Genomic DNA, 13,965 nt, shown 5'->3' on the forward strand with positions numbered 1-13,965 from the left:
GACCGGTGCGGCTCAGCCGCCGTGTTCGAGCGAGAAGGCGGCGTGGCGGTCTTGCGCGAGGCGCTTCGCCATCTGCGGCAGGGCCGCCTCGAGCTGGGCCTTCAGCGTGAACGGCGGGTTGATCAGGAACATGCCGCTCGCGGGCAGCCCCGGCCGGTGCGTGGCGCCGGTCGCGTCGGTCAGGATCTTGCTCGACTTGACGGTCAGCGTCGCGTGCAGCCAGGGCTTGCCGGACTTGGTGGCCAGGGTCTTGAGGCGGCGCGGCAGGTCGTGCGACTCCGGCCGCGGAATGATCGGGTGCCAGATCGCGTAGCTGCCGGTCGCGAAGCGCTTGAGCGCCTCGGCCACGAAGTCGAGCACGCGCCCGTAGTCGCTCTTGATCTCGTAGCTCGGGTCGCACAGCACCAGCGCGCGGCGCGAGGGCGGCGGCAGGAACTTGGTGGCGCTGCCGAAGCCGTCCTCGTGCAGCACAACGATTCGGCGGCCGGCCTCCAGCTGGGCGATGTTGGCGCTCAGCGTGCGGGAATCGGTGGGATGCAGCTCGAAGAGCTTGAGCTTGTCGTGGTCGCGCAGCAGGTGCTGCACGATGAAGGGCGAGCCGGGATAGATGCGCGCGCCGCCCTTGGGATTGAAGTCGCGCACCACCGCGAGGTAGCGCGCCAGGGCGTCGGCGAGCGGTGCCGGGTCGGGTTGGGGCTGGGTCTCGGAGACCAGCCGCAGCACCCCTTCGGCCGCTTCGCCGCTGGTGCCGGCGTAGTCGCCGTCGAGCCGGTACAGCCCGGCGCCGGCGTGGGTGTCGACCACCGTGAGGGCGGTGTCCTTCTCGAGCAGGTGCTCCAGCGCGGCAATCAGCACCGTGTGCTTGAGCACGTCGGCGTGGTTGCCGGCATGGAAGGCGTGGCGGTAGCTGAACATGGGGGGGATGGTAACTGCCTGGCCGCGCCGTTGCTCCGTTTGGGTCATTCTTTGTATAATCGCGGGCTTCGCAGCGCTTTGCGGCCCCGCGGCGGAGCATGTCACCCCACCTAAGAGATTCCCACCAGAGGAACACCGACCGTGGAAAAGGGCCCGCCAAACCACTTCCTTCCAAGGAAAACTCATGACCAAAACGTTCAGCGCCAAGCCCGCTGACGTGACGCACGAGTGGTTTGTGATTGACGCGACCGACAAGGTCCTCGGACGAGTAGCCAGCGAAGTTGCTCTCCGTTTGCGCGGCAAACACAAGGCCATTTACACGCCTCACGTCGATACCGGTGACTTCATCGTCATCATCAACGCAGCCCAGCTGCGCGTCACCGGCGCCAAGCCGCTTGACAAGGTGTACTACCGCCACTCGGGCTACCCGGGCGGCATCACGGCCACCAACTTCCGCGACATGCAAGCCAAGCATCCGGGCCGCGCCCTGGAAAAGGCCGTCAAGGGCATGCTGCCCAAGGGTCCGTTGGGCTACGCCATGATCAAGAAGCTCAAGGTGTACGGCGGTGCAGAGCATCCGCATACCGCCCAACAGCCCAAAGTGCTGGAACTCTAAGGAGCCTTGAGAATGATTGGTGAATGGAACAATGGCACCGGCCGTCGCAAATCCAGCGTCGCCCGCGTGTTTCTGAAAAAAGGCTCCGGCAAGGTCACGGTCAACGGCAAGGACATCACCGAGTACTTCGGCCGCGAGACCTCGATCATGATTGCCAAGCAACCGCTCTTCCTGACCGGCAACGTCGAGACCTTCGACATCATGGTCAACGTGGCAGGCGGCGGCGAATCGGGCCAGGCCGGCGCGACGCGCCACGGCATTACCCGCGCGCTGATCGACTACGACGCATCGCTCAAGCCGGTGCTGAGCCAGGCCGGCTTCGTGACTCGCGACGCCCGCGAAGTGGAGCGCAAGAAGGTCGGCCTGCATTCGGCACGCCGCCGCAAGCAGTTCTCGAAGCGCTGATCGGTCCGCCGATTGCTTTGGGCTTATTGCTCGCACTGCCAAAAAGCCGCCCTCGGGCGGCTTTTTGGTTATTGCAGTAGCATCTTCCCGTTGGCCGCTCCGTTCGGCCCCTCCACAGGAGTCCACTTTCCATGAGTGCCGTTGCCGAAAACGTTCAACCCCAAATGCCCGACCCGATCGTCTTCACGGACAGCGCAGCCGCCAAGGTGGCCGACCTGATCGCCGAAGAGGGCAACCCCGACCTCAAGCTGCGCGTCTTCGTTCAGGGCGGGGGCTGCTCGGGCTTCCAGTATGGCTTCACCTTCGACGAGATCGTCAATGAGGACGACACGACCATGACCAAGAACGGCGTGTCCCTGCTGATCGATGCCATGAGCTACCAGTACCTGGTCGGCGCCGAGATCGACTACAAGGAAGACCTGCAAGGCGCCCAGTTCGTGATCAAGAACCCCAACGCCACCAGCACCTGCGGCTGCGGATCCAGCTTCTCCGCCTGATGGCTTGAGCGTCAGACAAAAGAGCCGCCTTCGGGCGGCTTTTTGCTGCCTGTCGTTTCTTCCCATGAGCACCTCCGTCTCCACGCGCAAGAGCCTGCTGTGGCTGGTCGCCGTCGGCTTCTTCATGCAGACGCTGGACGCCACGAGCATCAACACCGCCCTGCCGGCCATGGCCGCGAGCCTGGGCGAGAGCCCGCTGCGCATCCAGTCGGTGGTGGTGGCCTATTCGCTGACGGACAGCCGGTGGCGCTGCACATCCTGCAACTGGTGGCCTTCGGCGCGGTCAACTCGCTGCAGTTCACCGCGATGAACACCGTGACCTTGCGCGACCTCGACGAGGCCATGGCCAGCAGCGGCAATGGCCTGCTATCGATGGTGCAGATGCTGGCGATGAGCCTGGGCGTGGCGGCTGCCAGCGCGGTGCTGGCGGGCTACTCGGAAGTCTTCGGGAGCGCGAGCGTCCTGGCGACGCTGCATGCCTTCCAGGCGACCTTCACGACCATGGGCCTCATCACCGTGGCTTCGGCCCTGATCTTCTGGCATCTGCCGCCGCATGCGCGGACCGTGCAGCCCGAGCAGCCCGAGGTCTCGGGCCAGCACTAGGCCGGGTAGATCGCGCCCAGCACGCGTGCCCCGCGCGCGCCCGTGACGCTTGCGAGGTTGCCGGATTCGCGGCGCATCGTGCTGCGCGCCAGCCAGGCGAAGGCGGCCGCCTCGACCTGCTGGGGCGGCAGGCCGCGCTCGGCCGAGGAGAGCACCTGCATCGCAGGCAGCAGTGCGCGCAGCCGCGTCATCAGATGGTCGTTGAGCGCGCCGCCGCCGCAGACGATCAGCAAGCGGATGCCCTCGCCATGGCGCTGCAGCTCGGTGGCGCAGACCAAGGCCGTCAGCTCGGCCAGCGTGGCCTGCACGTCGGCCGGCTGAGCTGCGGCGCCGCTCAGCCGCGCGGCCAGCCAGCTGGGATTGAACAGGTCGCGGCCGGTGCTCTTGGGCGGCGACTTGGCGAAGTACGCGTCGGCCAGGCAGCGCGAAAGCAGGTCGGGCAGCACGCGACCGGTGGCGGCCCAACGGCCGCCGGTGTCGAAGGGCTGGCCGATGTGGCTCTGGCACCAGTGGTCGAGCAGCGCGTTGCCGGGACCGCAATCGAAGCCCAGCACCGTGCCTTCGCCCGCCGGCAGCAGGCTCAGGTTGGAGATGCCGCCGATGTTGAGCACCGCCACCGCCTGCTCGCCGCGGGCGAACAGCGCCCGGTGGAAGCCCGGTACCAGAGGCGCGCCCTGGCCGCCGGCCGCGAGGTCGCGGCTGCGGAAGTCGGCCACCACGCAGATGCCGGTGAGCTCCGCGACCAGCGAGGGATTGTTGATCTGCAGGGTGTAGCCGACGTCGTCGAATTCGCCGGGCCGGTGCCGCACGGTCTGCCCGTGCGCGCCGATGGCGGCCACGGCCGTGGGAGAGGTGCCGGTGTCGGCAAGAAGCTGCTCGACCACGCCCGCGTAGACCCGCGCAAGCCCGTTGCCGGCCAGCGCGGCGCGGTGCAGCTCGTTGTCGCCGCCGAGGGAGTTGAGCGCCATCAGCTCGGCGCGCAGCGAGACCGGGAAGCTCGCCGTCGCATGGGCACGCACCGCGATGCGCCCGCCGGAGAAGTCGGCCAGGACGCCGTCGACGCCGTCGAGCGAGGTGCCGGACATCAGGCCGATGAAGAGTTCTTCAGCCATGCCGCAGCGGTGTGAATGCGCCTAGTCGGCGCTGGCCTGGACGACGGAGAAGGCCGCCGCGAGCTCGGTGCGGGTGGCCAACGCCAGGCGCTCGAAGGCCGGGCGAGCGCCCGCCGAAATCGGTGCTCCGCCTTCCTGCTGGGCGATCGTCGAGGGGTCGTGGTACTCGCCGTTGATCCGGAACTCGAAGTGCAGGTGCGGCCCCGTGGCCCAGCCGGTTGAACCGACGGCGCCCACGGTCTGGCCCTGGGTCAGGGTCTGGCCGGCCTTGACGTCGATGCGGCTGAGGTGCGCATAGGCCGTCTGCTGGTTGTTGCGATGGTTCACGATCACGATGTTGCCGTAGCCGTTCTGCGTGCCCGCGAACTCCACCGTACCGTCGCCCACGGCGCGCACCGCGGTGCCGGTGGGTGCCGCATAGTCGACGCCGTTGTGCTGGCGCCAGCTATTGAGGATCGGATGCATGCGCATCGCGAAACCGCTTGACACGCGCGTGAACTCGACCGGCGAGCTCAGGTAGGCGCGGCGCAGGCTGTCGCCGTTGGGCCGGTAGTAGGCGCCCTTCTGGCCGGGCTCCTGGAACCACAAGGCCTGGTGGAGCTTGCCGTTGCTTTCGAACTCCGCCGACAGCACGCGACCGCTGCGCAGTGTTTGGCCGTCGGCGTCGAAGGTCTCGTAGACCACGGCGAAGCGGTCGCCCTTGCGCAGCGCGCGGAAGTCGACGTCGCCCGAGAAGATGTCGGCGAGCTGGCTGGCCACCGTATCGGGGATGCGCGCGTCGTCGGTCGCGGCGAACAGCGAACTGCGCACGATGCCGCTGGCCAGACGGGTGCCGGGCGTCAGCGCGTCGGTTTCGGTGCGGGCGCGGAAGCTGCTGCCGACCTTCTCGACCACCACGCGCTTGAAGCCGCCGTCGCCGTCGGGCATCCAGCGGGCGCTGAGCTTTTGGAGGCTGTTGTCTTGCGCGGCCTCGGCCGTGACGGTGCGGCCGGCGCGCCCGAGCAGCGCCATGCGCGCCTCGGCATTGCCGCGCACGAAGGCGGCGGCGGCATCGTCGGCAATGCCCAGACGCCGCAGTAGCGCCTCGGCGGTGTCGCTCGAGCGCGTGATCTCGGTGCGAAAGAGGGTGAAGCCATGGGTGTCGAGCGCTTCCACCTGGTCGGCGAAGGCGAGCGGCTTGACCGCCTCGAACACCTGCTGGACGGGGAGCTCGGACGCATCGGGCCCGAGCGAGGCGACGGCAAAGGCGCCACCACCGGCGGACAGCAGCAGGGCGGCGATGGCCGCCGTGATCTGCCGCGGGTATGTCCGGAATGTATAAGCCACCCGGGAAGCAAGCGCCTCCTCGGCGGCCAAAATGCCCTTGATCAAACTACGAATTCCAGCTCAGGTTCTGCAAATCCGCGCTGCAAGGGGCCGTGTCGGGACGGGCGGCAGGGCGGTGCGGGAAGCGCCGCTTAGAATCCGGCGCTTGAAAAAGTCGGGCTGAGTATAGCTTCTGACATACGGAAAACTGCCGCAATAATTCATGAAAACGGGTTTTGTTACATCCACAAGTCTGTCCGATGGTGTAGGACGAGCCCTCGAAATTTCGCTTCGTGGGACCGATGAGTTGTTGCCCCAGGAGGAGTGGGTGAAGAAGCTCCAGCGTTCGGAGGCCACCGGCCAGCCGCTGCGCATCAAGCTGGGCCTCGACCCGACTGCCCCGGACATCCATGTCGGCCACACGGTGGTGCTCAATAAGATGCGCCAACTGCAAGATCTGGGCCATACCGTGATCTTCCTGATCGGCGACTTCACCACCACCATCGGCGACCCCTCGGGACGCAACAGCACCCGGCCGCCGCTCTCCCGCGAGCAGATCGAGGCCAACGCCCAGACCTACTACCGGCAGGCCAGCCTGGTGCTGGACCCGTCGAGAACCGAGATTCGTTACAACTCCGAGTGGAGCGACCCGCTGGGCGCGCGCGGCATGATCCAGCTGGCCGCCAAGTACACGGTGGCGCGGATGATGGAGCGCGACGACTTCAGCAAGCGCTTCAAGGCCGGCCAGTCGATCTCGGTGCACGAGTTCCTCTACCCGCTGATGCAGGGCTACGACTCGGTCGCGCTCAAATCCGACCTCGAGCTCGGCGGCACCGACCAGAAGTTCAACCTGCTGGTCGGCCGCCATCTCCAGCAGGAGTACGGCCAGGAGCCGCAGTGCATCCTCACCATGCCACTGCTGGAGGGGCTGGACGGCGTCGAGAAGATGTCGAAGAGCAAGAACAACTACATCGGCATCAGCGAGGACCCCAACACCATGTTCGCCAAGGTGCTGTCCATCTCGGACACGCTGATGTGGCGCTGGTACACGCTGCTGTCCTTCCGCTCGCTGGCCGAGATCGCCGCGCTGAAGGCCGAGGTCGAGGGCGGACGCAACCCGAAGGACGCCAAGGTCGCGCTGGCCAAGGAGATCACCGCGCGCTTCCACAGCCCGGCCGCGGCCGAGGCGGCGGAGCAGGACTTCATCAACCGCAGCAAGGGCGGCGTGCCCGACGAGATCCCGGAGCTTTCGCTCTCGGGCGCGCCGCTGGGCATCGCGCAGCTGCTCAAGCAGGCGGGCCTGGCGGCCTCGACCTCCGAGGGCAACCGCCTGATCGACGGCGGCGGCGTGCGCGTGGACTCCAGCGTGGTGAGCGACAAGGGGCTCAAGCTGGATGCCGGCACCTACGTCGTGCAAGTCGGCAAGCGCAAGTTCGCCCGCGTGACGCTCAGCTGAACGGTCCTCAGCGGACCTCGATGGCCACGCGGCGGTTGCGGGGTTCGTCGACCTCGTCGGCCGTCGGAATGGCCAGGTCGCGCTCGCCGCGACCCACCACCTCGACCCGATGCGCCGGGAAGCCTCGCGCCAGGAACAACTGCCTGACCTGTTCCGCCCGGCGCCGCGACAGCTCGTCGTTGCGGGCCGGGGAGCCGATCGTGTCGGTGTGTCCCGTCACCACGATCTCGCCGCCGCTGCGCGCCAGCGCCGCCTTGAGCGCCTCGTTCATCGCGATCTGCGAGGAGCCGGTGAGGACCGCGCCGCCGATGTCGAAGTAGATCGTGTAGTTGAGCACCGGCGGCGGCAGCAGCTCGAAGAGCGCCGGGTTCTCGGTCCGCAGGCGGGCCGGATCGGCCTGGTCGACCGCCGGGGCGCCGCGGGCCTTGGCCGTCGCGCGCTGGTAGGGCTCGGACAGCGTCCGTTCGTCGTCGTTGTTGGCGCGCACGACCACGGACGAAGGGGTGCCGTTCGCCTGCGGCAGCAGCACCACGCGCGTGGTGGGTGGCGCGGAGCAGGCCGCGAGCAGCACGGCCGACAGGGCGGTGGCGAGCCGGGCGAGGCGGCGGCGCTGCACCATCACGGCGTGGCGTCCGCCTGCACGATGAAGTCCGTGCCCCGGATGCCGATGGTGGCGGTCTGGGTCTCCACCCGCACCGCATCGGGCTGCGTCTTGCCGATCAGGCCGGTGACCATGCGCAGCGACCCGCGCAGCAGCGAGACCAGCAGGCCGCCCTCGCGTGTGGTCGAGTCGAAGTGGAACTGCTTGAGATCGAGCCGCGACGAGGGCCCCACCACCATCATCGTGCCGTCGCGCAGCACCAGGCTGGCGGCCGAGTCGGCCTCGGTCTGCAGGCGCTCGATGGGCGCGATGGGATCGCCGGCCTGCGCCGGGCGTGTGACGCCGTCGGCACCCAGCAACAGAACCGTGCCGCGTATCGACTTGAGGATGCCGGCATGCTCCGCGTCGAGGGACGGCGTGGCCGTCGTGTCGGCGGCAGGGGTCGTCTGCGCCAGCGCACCGGCGGCGGTCAGGAGGAGGCCACACAGCATCGTGGCAAGGCATTTATTAGTCATTATGGGTTGCAGCAAAACCGCTCGATTTGCCGGCGGATGGTACGCGACCCGGGAGCCGCACCGGCTGGCCCCGATAATCGGCCTCCCGCTGCGGCGCCCTGTCTGATCGCTTCTTGTCGTCCCTGGTTCCTTCTCCGTCGTCCGGGGCGCTGAGCCCGAAACTGCTGCTGCGCATCTCGATCGCGGTCGCGCTGGTCACCATCGTGTTGAAGGGCGTGGCCGGCTGGCTCACCAATTCCATGGGCCTGATCTCCGACGCCATGGAGTCCTTCGTGAACCTGGCCAGCGCCATGTTCGCGCTCGCGATGGTCACGATCGCCGCGCGGCCGGCCGACGCGGACCATCCCTATGGCCATCACAAGGCCGAATACTTCTCCTCGGGCTTCGAGGGCATCCTGATCTTCGCCGCGGCCGCAGCCATCCTGTGGGCGGCGGTCGTGCGGCTGCTCTCGCCCGAGCCGCTGCAGCAGCTGGGCTGGGGCCTGGCGCTCTCGGTGCTGAGCTCGGCACTGAATGCGGTACTGGCGCTGGCGCTGTTCCGCGCCGCGCGCACCCATCGCTCCATCGCGCTCGAGGCCGATGCGAAGCACCTGATGGCCGACGTCTGGACCTCGGCCGGGGTGGTGGTGGGCATCGCCGCAGTGTGGCTCACGGGCTGGCTGTGGCTCGACCCGGTGCTCGCGATCGGCGTGGCGCTCAACATCGCGCGCGAGGGCGTGAAGCTGGTCTGGCGCTCGTCGCAGGGCCTGATGGACGAGGCGCTGGACCCCGAGGCGCAAGCCTTGCTCCACGCCGCGCTGGAGCATTTCGCCGCCAGCGTGCCCGAGGGCCGGCAACTGCGCTTCGACGACATCGTCACGCGCCGGGCCGGTCAGCGCCGCTTCGCCGACCTGCACATGCATGTGCCCGGCGACTGGACGCTGCAGCGTGCGGCCGGCTTGCGTGACGCCCTCGAGCAGACGCTGATGGATGCCGTGCCCGGGCTGCGCGTGACCATCCAGCTGCTGCCGCTGGGCATGGAGGCGCGCGCGACGCAGATCGAGGAGACGCCCTCGTGAAGGCGCTGCTCCAGCGGGTCGCCGAGGCGCGCGTCGACATCGCGGGGCGGACCGTCGGCGCCATCGGCCCCGGCCTGCTGGTGCTGCTGTGCGCCGAGCGCGGCGACGGCGAGGCGCAGGCGGACCGGATGCTGGCGAAGATCCTGAAGCTGCGCATCTTCTCCGACGAGGCCGGCAAGATGAACCGCAGCGTGCAGGACACGGCCGGCGGCCTGCTGGTGGTGAGCCAGTTCACGCTGGCGGCCGATGCCAGCGGCGGCAACCGGCCCAGCTTCACCCAGGCCGCGCCGCCCGACGAAGGGCGCCGGCTCTACGAGTACTTCGTTGCCCGGGCGCGCATCGCGCATCCCGAGGTCGCCACGGGGGAGTTCGGAGCGGACATGCAGGTCAGTCTGGTGAACGACGGGCCCGTCACCATCCCGCTGCAGATTCAGTAGGGGTTCTTGATCCCGAGGCCCGCGAGGATCTCGATCTCGCGCGCCTCCATCGCCTCGGCGTCGGCCTCGCCCGTCTCGTGGTCCCAGCCCTGCGCGTGCAGCGTGCCATGCACCAGCAGGTGAGCGTAGTGGGCGGCGAGGGTCTTGCGCTGCTCCTTCGCCTCGCGCGCGACCACCGGCGCGCACAGCACCAGGTCGGCCATCACCACCGGGCGCTGCGCATAGTCGAAGGTCAGCACATTGGTCGCGTAGTCCTTGCCGCGGAACTCGCGGTTGAGCTGCTGGCCTTCCTCGGCATCGACGATGCGCACGGTGATCTCGCCGTCGGCGTCGAGCGCGTGGCGGATCCAGCGCGCCACGCGGTGCCGCGGCAGCGCCGCGCGATGGCGGGCCACCTCGCGAAAGCGCGCGAACTGCAGCGAGAGCGACAAGTCGGCCAGCGCCATCAGCGGGCGCTCGCGCGTTTGCGCGCGCCGTCGTAGGCATCGATGATGCGGGCCACCAGCGGATGCCGCACCACATCGGCACTCGTGAAATGCGTGATGGCGATGCCGTTGACCCGCCTGAGCACCCGCTCGGCATCGATCAGGCCGCTCAGCTGCTGCTTGGGCAGGTCGATCTGGCTCACGTCGCCGGTCACCACCGCCTTGGCGCCGAAGCCGATGCGCGTCAGGAACATCTTCATCTGTTCGGGCGTGGTGTTCTGTGCCTCATCGAGGATGACGAAGGCGTTGTTGAGCGTGCGCCCGCGCATGAAGGCCAGCGGCGCGATCTCCAGCGTGTTGCGCTCGAAGGCCTTCTGCACGCGGTCGAAGCCCATCAGGTCGTAGAGCGCGTCGTACAGCGGGCGCAGATAGGGGTCGACCTTTTGCGTCAAGTCGCCCGGCAGGAAGCCCAAGCGCTCGCCGGCTTCCACGGCCGGGCGCGTGAGCACGATGCGCTGCACGGCGCTGCGCTCCAGCGCATCGACCGCGCTGGCCACGGCCAGGTAGGTCTTGCCGGTGCCGGCCGGGCCGATGCCCAGGGTGATGTCGTGCTCGGCGATGTTGTGCAGGTAGACGCTCTGGTTGGGCGTGCGCGCGCGCAAGTCGGTGCGCCGCGTGGCCAGCGTGATCGCGCCGTCCTCGGCTTCGCCCAGCGTGCTGTCGCCGGCGAGCGTGAGCTGCACCACGGCCGCATCGATGGGGCGCTGGGCGATTTCGTAGAGGGCCTGCAGCACCTCCATCGCGCGCTGCGCATTCACCTTGTGGCCTTCGATCTTGAACTGCTCGTGCCGGTGCGCGACCTTGACGTCCAACGCTTCCTCGATGCGGCGCAGGTGCCCGTCCAGCGGCCCGCAGAGGTGGCCCAGGCGGGTGTTGTTGGGCGGGGCGAAGGTGTGTCGCAGAATCACGCGGATTTCATTTTCAAAAGCGAAAAGGGCACCCATGATAGGCAAACTCACCGGCATCCTCGCCGAGCGCAATCCGCCGCAGGTGGTGGTGGACTGCAACGGCGTCGGCTACGAGGTCGACGTGCCGATGAGCACCTTCTACAACCTGCCCTCGACGGGCGAGCGCGTCTCGCTGCTGACGCACTTCGTGGTGCGCGAGGACGCGCAGATCCTCTACGGCTTCGGCACCGCCGAGGAGCGCGCCACCTTCCGCCAGCTGATCAAGATCTCCGGCGTGGGGCCGCGCACGGCGCTGGGCCTGCTGAGCGGCATGAGCGTGGGGGAGCTGGCGCAGGCCGTCACGCTGCAGGAGGCGGGGCGGCTGGTGAAGATCCCGGGTATCGGCAAGAAGACCGCCGAGCGCCTTTTGCTCGAGCTCAAGGGCAAGCTGGGCGCCGACATCGGCGCACCCGCGCATGCCGCCACCGATGCGCAGGCCGACATCCTGCAGGCGCTGGTTGCGCTGGGCTACAGCGATCGCGAGGCGGCGGCGGCGCTCAAGGCACTGCCGAAGGACGTGGCGGTGGGGGAGGGCATCAAGCTGGCGTTGAAGGCGCTGGCGAAGTAGGAGGGCCTCCGTCGAAGCGCGATGGGAGGCGGTCGACGTGCACGTGGAGGCGAGGCCATCGCCCTCCGAAGGAGCACCCGCGTCTATGCACCGAGCAACCTGCGCGCAAGTACCGACTGCATGTCTCTCCGGCCATCTGCGATCAAGTAAACGATGACCTGATCGCCGATGACGCGGTAGATCACGCGGTATGGCTTGAACGAGGTCTGCCGGTACTCCCTGATGCCCAGCGCGAGCAGTTCTCTGGGGTAATTGCCTCGTTCCGGGAAACGCGACAGTTTCTCTACGACTTCCATCAACCGATCCAGCACGCGGTCGGCGCTGGCAACGCAATCGAACTGTGCGATGTAGTCGTGGATCGACTCCAAGTCCTGCTCGGTGCCTTCGGTGAGCAGGACCTCGAACTGCGAGGGCCTCCCCGCCATCAGTCGCTGGCTCGCTTTGCACGCAGACGGGCCACGACCTCCGCCACTGGCTTGACCTTTCCGGCGGCCACCTCCCGGTTGCCCAGCGCCAGGATCTTCAGCAGCGCAAGTGTTTCCTGGGTTTCCTCGAACGAGGCGACGTCTTGCAGGACCGCCTTGGCCTCACCATTCTGGGTGATGACCAGCGGCTCGCGCTGGTCGGCCAACTGGGCGAGAACCTCGGCCGCATTGGCCTTGAGGTAGCTGATCGGCTTGACTTGAGACGAGTAGCGCATGGCGAAGCTCCGGGTGGGGGCAAACAAGACTGAATATAGTCTTTTTTTGGTCGTCTTCAGCCACGTTGACACCATCGCGTGCGGCGTGGACTAGGGGACCCACCAGAACCGCAGCGCATGAAAGTAGATCGGCGCCGCAAAGATCACCGAGTCCAGCCGGTCCAGCATGCCGCCGTGGCCCTCGATCATGGTGCCCCAGTCCTTGACGCCGCGGTCGCGCTTGATGGCCGACATCACCAGGCCGCCGAAGAAACCCATCACGCAGATGGTGAGCGCCATCAGCGCCGCCTGCCATGGGTTGAAGGGCGTGGCCCAGTAGAGCGCCGCGCCCAGCGCGGTGGCGCTGGCGACGCCGCCGACCAGGCCTTCCCAGGTCTTCGAGGGCGAAAGCTCGGGTGCCACCTTGCGCTTGCCGAAGAGCTTGCCCCACACGTACTGCAACACGTCGCTGCCCTGCACCACGATCACGAGGAAGGCGATCAACAGCAGGTTGCGGCCCTCGAAACCGGGGATCTGCAGCGTCAGCAGCGCCGGCACGTGGCTGATGCAGAACACGCAGACCATCAGCCCCCACTGCACCTTGGACGTGCGCTCCAGGAAGCGCTTGGTGTCGCCGCCCACGGCCGCGAGGATGGGCAGCACGAGGAAGGCGTAAACCGGGATGAAGATCGCGTAGAGCCCGTACCACTCGATCCAGATCAGGAAGTACTGCACCGGCAGCGCGACGAAGAAGGCCAGCGCGATTGCATGGTGGTCGCCGCGGCGCGTGTAGGCCAGGCTCATGAACTCGCGCAGGGCGTAGAAGGAGATCAGGTAGAAGAGCACGATCACCCCGCCCTTGCCGAGGGCGAAGGCCACACCGATCACGGCGACCATCACCCACCAGGCGTTCACGCGGGCGTTGAGGTTGTCGATCACCGAATGGGGCTGGCCCTGCGCGACGCGCCACTTGAGCAGCGCGCCGATGGCCGAGGCGAGGATCAGGACGCCGGCGACGCCGCCGAACAGCATCCAGGTGGCGTGGGTGGAAGCGGTCACGGTCATGGCGATCGATCAGGTTCTTCACGGTCGTATTCGGGCTGAAGGTCGAGCATGGCCGCCCGCGCCCGCGCGATGAACGCGGCCTTGTCTTCGCCCTCGGCCAGCGTGATCGGCGCGCCGTAGCGCACCGTGCAGGCCAGCGGCACCGGCACCAGCATGCCCTTGGGCAGCACGCGCTTGAGGTTCTCGATCCACACCGGCACCAGCCGCACCTGCGGGCAGGCGCGCGCGAGGTGGTAGAGGCCGCTCTTCAGCGGCAGCAGCACGTCCTCGCCGATGTTGCGGGTGCCTTCGGGGAACATGATCAGCGAGTCGCCGGCCTGCAGCGCCTCGGTCATCTGGTCGACGGGGTTGAGGGCCGCCTCGCTGCCGGGCGCGGCGCTGCCGTCGCGGCGGATCATCAGGGCGTTGAACACGTCCCGCCCGATGAAGCGGCGCAGCGCCGAGGCCTCCCAGTAGTCCTGTCCGGCCACGGGGCGCGTGAGGGCGCGCAGGTCGGGCGGCAGCGTGGCCCAGAGCAGCACGAAGTCGCCGTGGCTGGTGTGGTTTGCGAAGTAGAGGGTCTGCTCGGCCTTGGGGCCCGTGCCGCTCCAGATGGCGCGTACGCCGGTCAGCAACTTGGCGAAGAGCACGATCAGCCAGGCCGAGACAACGGCGGCCGCCTGGCGCGGCAGACCGGGGGCGGAAGAACTCATGAACGGGGC

At 68.0% G+C, this 13,965-nt stretch carries 19 protein-coding genes and 1 pseudogene; 9 read left to right on the forward strand and 11 right to left on the reverse strand.

Going from position 1 to position 13,965, the window contains the following annotated elements; all coding sequences use genetic code 11:
* Positions 1–12: 12 nt before the first annotated feature.
* Positions 13–915 (reverse strand): 23S rRNA (adenine(2030)-N(6))-methyltransferase RlmJ, encoded by a 903-nt coding sequence (locus AC3A6X_RS23115; RefSeq protein WP_487844404.1) that lies wholly within the window; start codon positions 913–915, stop codon positions 13–15.
* Between the two features lie 184 nt (positions 916–1,099).
* Between AC3A6X_RS23115 and rplM the strand changes: the two genes are divergently transcribed.
* From rplM to AC3A6X_RS23140, 5 genes and pseudogenes are all read left to right on the forward strand, one after another.
* Positions 1,100–1,531, forward strand: a complete 432-nt coding sequence (gene rplM, locus AC3A6X_RS23120; RefSeq protein ID WP_028249522.1) for a 50S ribosomal protein L13 — start codon at positions 1,100–1,102, stop codon at positions 1,529–1,531.
* Between the two features lie 12 nt (positions 1,532–1,543).
* Positions 1,544–1,936, forward strand: a complete 393-nt coding sequence (gene rpsI / locus AC3A6X_RS23125; RefSeq protein WP_106557717.1) for a 30S ribosomal protein S9 — start codon at positions 1,544–1,546, stop codon at positions 1,934–1,936.
* Positions 1,937–2,067: 131 nt separating this feature from the next.
* Complete coding sequence (gene erpA / locus AC3A6X_RS23130) at positions 2,068–2,433, forward strand: iron-sulfur cluster insertion protein ErpA (protein WP_487844405.1); 366 nt, start codon at positions 2,068–2,070, stop codon at positions 2,431–2,433.
* Positions 2,434–2,497: 64 nt separating this feature from the next.
* The gene (locus AC3A6X_RS23135) at positions 2,498–2,743 is read left to right on the forward strand and encodes a hypothetical protein (RefSeq protein ID WP_487844547.1); all 246 of its coding nucleotides are present in this window, start codon (positions 2,498–2,500) and stop codon (positions 2,741–2,743) included.
* A pseudogene (locus AC3A6X_RS23140) lies at positions 2,656–3,036 on the forward strand (MFS transporter); the annotation flags it as partial. The gene AC3A6X_RS23135 and the pseudogene AC3A6X_RS23140, both read left to right, overlap by 88 nt.
* On the opposite strand, the gene AC3A6X_RS23145 reads toward AC3A6X_RS23140, so the two are convergent.
* The gene (locus tag AC3A6X_RS23145; protein WP_487844406.1) at positions 3,033–4,148 is read right to left on the reverse strand and encodes an anhydro-N-acetylmuramic acid kinase; all 1,116 of its coding nucleotides are present in this window, start codon (positions 4,146–4,148) and stop codon (positions 3,033–3,035) included. The pseudogene AC3A6X_RS23140 and the gene AC3A6X_RS23145 overlap by 4 nt on opposite strands.
* Before the next feature lie 21 nt (positions 4,149–4,169).
* Complete coding sequence (locus AC3A6X_RS23150; RefSeq protein WP_487844407.1) at positions 4,170–5,519, reverse strand: peptidoglycan DD-metalloendopeptidase family protein; 1,350 nt, start codon at positions 5,517–5,519, stop codon at positions 4,170–4,172.
* A gap of 157 nt (positions 5,520–5,676) precedes the next feature.
* Here AC3A6X_RS23150 and tyrS point away from each other — a divergent pair, with 157 nt between their 5' ends.
* Complete coding sequence (gene tyrS / locus AC3A6X_RS23155) at positions 5,677–6,909, forward strand: tyrosine--tRNA ligase (RefSeq protein WP_487844408.1); 1,233 nt, start codon at positions 5,677–5,679, stop codon at positions 6,907–6,909.
* A 7-nt stretch (positions 6,910–6,916) separates the two neighbouring features.
* Here tyrS and AC3A6X_RS23160 read toward each other — a convergent pair whose 3' ends face one another.
* Both AC3A6X_RS23160 and AC3A6X_RS23165 read right to left on the reverse strand, forming a co-directional pair.
* Positions 6,917–7,528 (reverse strand): OmpA family protein, encoded by a 612-nt coding sequence (locus tag AC3A6X_RS23160; protein WP_487844539.1) that lies wholly within the window; start codon positions 7,526–7,528, stop codon positions 6,917–6,919.
* Positions 7,528–8,001, reverse strand: a complete 474-nt coding sequence (locus tag AC3A6X_RS23165) for a FecR family protein (protein ID WP_487844409.1) — start codon at positions 7,999–8,001, stop codon at positions 7,528–7,530. Before AC3A6X_RS23165 ends, AC3A6X_RS23160 begins: the two co-directional genes overlap by 1 nt.
* Positions 8,002–8,147: 146 nt before the next feature.
* Here AC3A6X_RS23165 and AC3A6X_RS23170 point away from each other — a divergent pair, with 146 nt between their 5' ends.
* Positions 8,148–9,083 (forward strand): cation diffusion facilitator family transporter, encoded by a 936-nt coding sequence (locus AC3A6X_RS23170; RefSeq protein WP_487844540.1) that lies wholly within the window; start codon positions 8,148–8,150, stop codon positions 9,081–9,083.
* Entirely contained in the window at positions 9,080–9,520 is a 441-nt protein-coding gene (gene dtd, locus AC3A6X_RS23175; protein WP_487844410.1) for a D-aminoacyl-tRNA deacylase, read from the forward strand. The genes AC3A6X_RS23170 and dtd overlap by 4 nt, the downstream gene beginning before the upstream one ends.
* Here dtd and ybeY read toward each other — a convergent pair.
* Both ybeY and AC3A6X_RS23185 read right to left on the reverse strand, forming a co-directional pair.
* A complete protein-coding gene (gene ybeY / locus AC3A6X_RS23180) occupies positions 9,514–9,966 on the reverse strand; it encodes an rRNA maturation RNase YbeY (protein WP_487844411.1) in 453 nt (150 codons plus the stop codon). The two genes, dtd and ybeY, sit on opposite strands and share 7 nt — an antisense overlap.
* Positions 9,966–10,913, reverse strand: coding sequence for a PhoH family protein (locus tag AC3A6X_RS23185; RefSeq protein ID WP_309967683.1), 948 nt, complete (start codon positions 10,911–10,913; stop codon positions 9,966–9,968). Before AC3A6X_RS23185 ends, ybeY begins: the two co-directional genes overlap by 1 nt.
* A gap of 34 nt (positions 10,914–10,947) precedes the next feature.
* On the opposite strand from AC3A6X_RS23185, the gene ruvA reads away from it, so the two are divergent.
* A complete protein-coding gene (ruvA, locus tag AC3A6X_RS23190) occupies positions 10,948–11,520 on the forward strand; it encodes a Holliday junction branch migration protein RuvA (protein WP_106557730.1) in 573 nt (190 codons plus the stop codon).
* Positions 11,521–11,603: 83 nt separating this feature from the next.
* Here ruvA and AC3A6X_RS23195 read toward each other — a convergent pair whose 3' ends face one another.
* The 4 genes from AC3A6X_RS23195 to AC3A6X_RS23210 all read right to left on the reverse strand — a co-directional run bounded on the left by AC3A6X_RS23195 (position 11,604) and on the right by AC3A6X_RS23210 (position 13,956).
* A complete protein-coding gene (locus AC3A6X_RS23195) occupies positions 11,604–11,945 on the reverse strand; it encodes a type II toxin-antitoxin system RelE/ParE family toxin (RefSeq protein WP_487844412.1) in 342 nt (113 codons plus the stop codon).
* Positions 11,945–12,220 (reverse strand): type II toxin-antitoxin system Phd/YefM family antitoxin, encoded by a 276-nt coding sequence (locus AC3A6X_RS23200; protein WP_487844413.1) that lies wholly within the window; start codon positions 12,218–12,220, stop codon positions 11,945–11,947. The genes AC3A6X_RS23195 and AC3A6X_RS23200 overlap by 1 nt, the downstream gene beginning before the upstream one ends.
* Positions 12,221–12,310: 90 nt before the next feature.
* Positions 12,311–13,264: a phosphatidate cytidylyltransferase gene (locus AC3A6X_RS23205; protein WP_487844414.1), complete on the reverse strand. Its 954-nt coding sequence runs from the start codon at positions 13,262–13,264 to the stop codon at positions 12,311–12,313.
* Entirely contained in the window at positions 13,261–13,956 is a 696-nt protein-coding gene (locus AC3A6X_RS23210; protein ID WP_487844415.1) for a lysophospholipid acyltransferase family protein, read from the reverse strand. The genes AC3A6X_RS23205 and AC3A6X_RS23210 overlap by 4 nt, the downstream gene beginning before the upstream one ends.
* Between the last annotated feature and the right edge of the window lie 9 nt (positions 13,957–13,965).

This window comes from Variovorax sp. Soil_C_12 (genome assembly GCF_057657375.1).